The 2566-nt window shown below is 73.7% G+C and carries 2 protein-coding genes; both read left to right on the top strand.

What is annotated here, in order from left to right:
• A partial coding sequence (locus tag ACJA3G_RS34895) for an amidohydrolase family protein (protein ID WP_406557042.1) occupies nt 1-1506 on the top strand: 1506 nt, incomplete at its 5' end.
• A partial coding sequence (locus tag ACJA3G_RS34890) for an aldehyde dehydrogenase family protein (RefSeq protein ID WP_406557041.1) occupies nt 1503-2566 on the top strand: 1064 nt, incomplete at its 3' end. The genes ACJA3G_RS34895 and ACJA3G_RS34890, both read left to right, overlap by 4 nt.

The following is a 2566-nucleotide window of genomic DNA, read 5'->3' as shown; positions in this document are numbered from 1 at the left end:
TCCATGAACCACGGCGTCACCACCGTCGCCGGCGGCAACTGCGGTTTCACCCTGGCCCCCCTCCACCCCGACCGCCCCGAGGACGCCGACTACACCCGGCGGATGATGGCCCGGGTGGAGGGCATGGCGCTCAAGGCCCTGGAGGACGGGGTCGACTGGAGCTGGTCGACGTTCGGGGAGTATCTGGACGCCCTCGAAGGACGCATCGCCGTCAACGCCGGGTTCATGGTCGGCCACTGCGCGCTCCGCCGTTACGTCATGGGCCCCGACGCCGTCGGCGGCGAGCCCACCCCCACCCAGCTCGACGCGATGCTGCGCCTCCTGCACGACGCCATGGACGCGGGCGCCTGGGGCCTGTCCACCACCCAGTCGTCCACCCACTCCGACGGCGACGGCCGCCCCGTCGCCTCCCGGCACGCCCGGCCCGCCGAGCTCATCGCCCTCGCGCGGGCGGTCGGGCAGCACGAGGGCACCCAGATCGAGGCGATCGTGGCGGGATGCCTCGACCAGTTCGCGGACGAGGAGATCGACCTCCTGGTGCGGATGTCGGCCGCCGCGGGCCGCCCCCTGAACTGGAACGTGCTCACCATCGACGCGGCCGTCCCCGAACGCGTCCCGCGCCAGCTCGCCGCCAGTGAGCGCGCCCGCCGCGCGGGCGGCCGGATCGTCGCGCTGACCATGCCGATCCTCACCCCGATGAACATGTCGCTCGGCACCTTCTGCGCCCTCAACCTCATCCCCGGCTGGGGGGAGATCCTCGACCTCCCCGTCCCCGAGCGGATCGCGAAGCTGCGCGAACCGGCCGTACGCGCCGAGATGCTGCGCCGCGCCGAGAGCAAGGAGGCCGGGGTCTTCCGGCGCCTGGCCGACTTCGGCCGGTACGTCATCGGCGACACCTACTCCGAGGCCAACGCCTCGCTCACCGGACGCGTGGTGCGCGACATCGCCGCCGAACGCGGCCAGGACCCCTTCCACTGCCTGGTCGAGATCTGCGCCAACGACCGGCTGCGGACCGTGCTGTGGCCGATGCCCACCGACAACGACCCGGCCAGCTGGGCCCTGCGCCGGGAGACCTGGGAGCACGAGGACGTGCTGCTCGGCGGCTCCGACGCGGGCGCCCATCTGGACCGGATGTGCGGCGCCCCCTACACCACCCGCTTCCTCGGGGACTGTCTGCGCGGACGCGGTCTGGTGCCCCTCGAACAGGCCGTGAAGATGCTCAGCGACGACCCGGCCCGGCTGTTCGGGCTGCGCGAGCGCGGACGGATCGAGGAGGGCTACCACGCCGACCTCGTCCTCTTCGACCCCGAACGCGTCGCGGCCGGCCCCGCCACCCTCGTCCACGACCTGCCGGGAAGGAGCCCGCGCCTGGACTCCAAGGCGATCGGCGTCGTCTCGGTCCGCGTCAACGGCGTCGAGACGATCCGCGACGACGTGGTGACCGGCGCCGTGCCGGGTACGGTCCTGCGCTCCGGCCGCGACACGAGGACGGTGTCGGTCAAGTGAGCCGGTACGAGCCGAAGCTGTTCATCGGCGGAGAGTGGGTCGAGCCCGACGACGGACGGTACGAGATCCGTGACCCCGCCACCGAGGAGGTGGTGGGCCTGGCCCCCGAGGCGAGCCGCGCCCAGGTCCACGCGGCGGCGTCCGCCGCGCGCCAGGCCTTCGACGGCTGGTCCCGCACCGCCCCGGGACAGCGCGCCGCGATCCTCGACCGGGCGGCCGACATCATCCAGCGCGAGTTCACCCCGTACGCCGGACTCGCCCGCGCCGAGAGCGGCGCCACCACCGCCACCGCGCGCGGAATGCAGGTCGCCGTGGGCGTGGCTCGCTTCCGGCGGTACGCGAAGGGCGCCCTGGAGCCGGTCGAGAGCGCCGTCCCGCCGCAGATCAACGAGGCCGGCCCGATGGGCGGGGCGGGCGTCTTCGGCGCGGTCGCGGTACGGCAGCCGGTGGGCGTGGTCACCTGCGTCACCTCGTACAACAACCCCTGGGCCAACCCGGCGGGCAAGGTCGCGCCCGCGCTCGCCATGGGCAACACGGTGGTCGTGAAGCCCGCCCCGCAGGACCCCCTCTCGGTCTTCCGCATGGCCGAGGCGCTCGCGGAGGCGGGGGTGCCACCGGGCGTGGTGAACGTGGTCACCGGCTCCGCCCCGGCCGTCGGGGAGGCGGCCGTGGACTCCCCGGACGTCGACATGGTCAGCTTCACCGGCTCCACGGCGGTCGGGCAGCGCATCGCGGAGGTGTGCGGCCGGGGCATGAAACGCCAGCTGATGGAGCTGGGCGGCAAGGGCGCGGCGGTGGTGTTCGAGGACGCGGACCTGGACTCGGCGGTGCGGGGCATCGGCACGACGTTCTCGTTCTACAGCGGCCAGATCTGCACGGCGCCGACGCGGGTCCTGGTCCACCGGTCGCTCCACGACGAGCTGGTACGCCAACTGGCCCGGTACGCCCGCCACTTGCCGGTGGGTGACCCCTCGGCGCCGGGGACGGTGGTCGGGCCGGTGATCTCGGCCGCGCACCGGGACCGGGTGGAGTCGTATGTGGAGCGGGGACGGAAGGAGGG

The organism is Streptomyces sp. YS-3 (assembly GCF_045257485.1).
GTDB lineage: Bacteria > Actinomycetota > Actinomycetes > Streptomycetales > Streptomycetaceae > Streptomyces.
The sequence above is the reverse complement of the archived record's forward strand: the minus strand, read 5'-3'. Positions and strand labels throughout refer to the sequence as shown.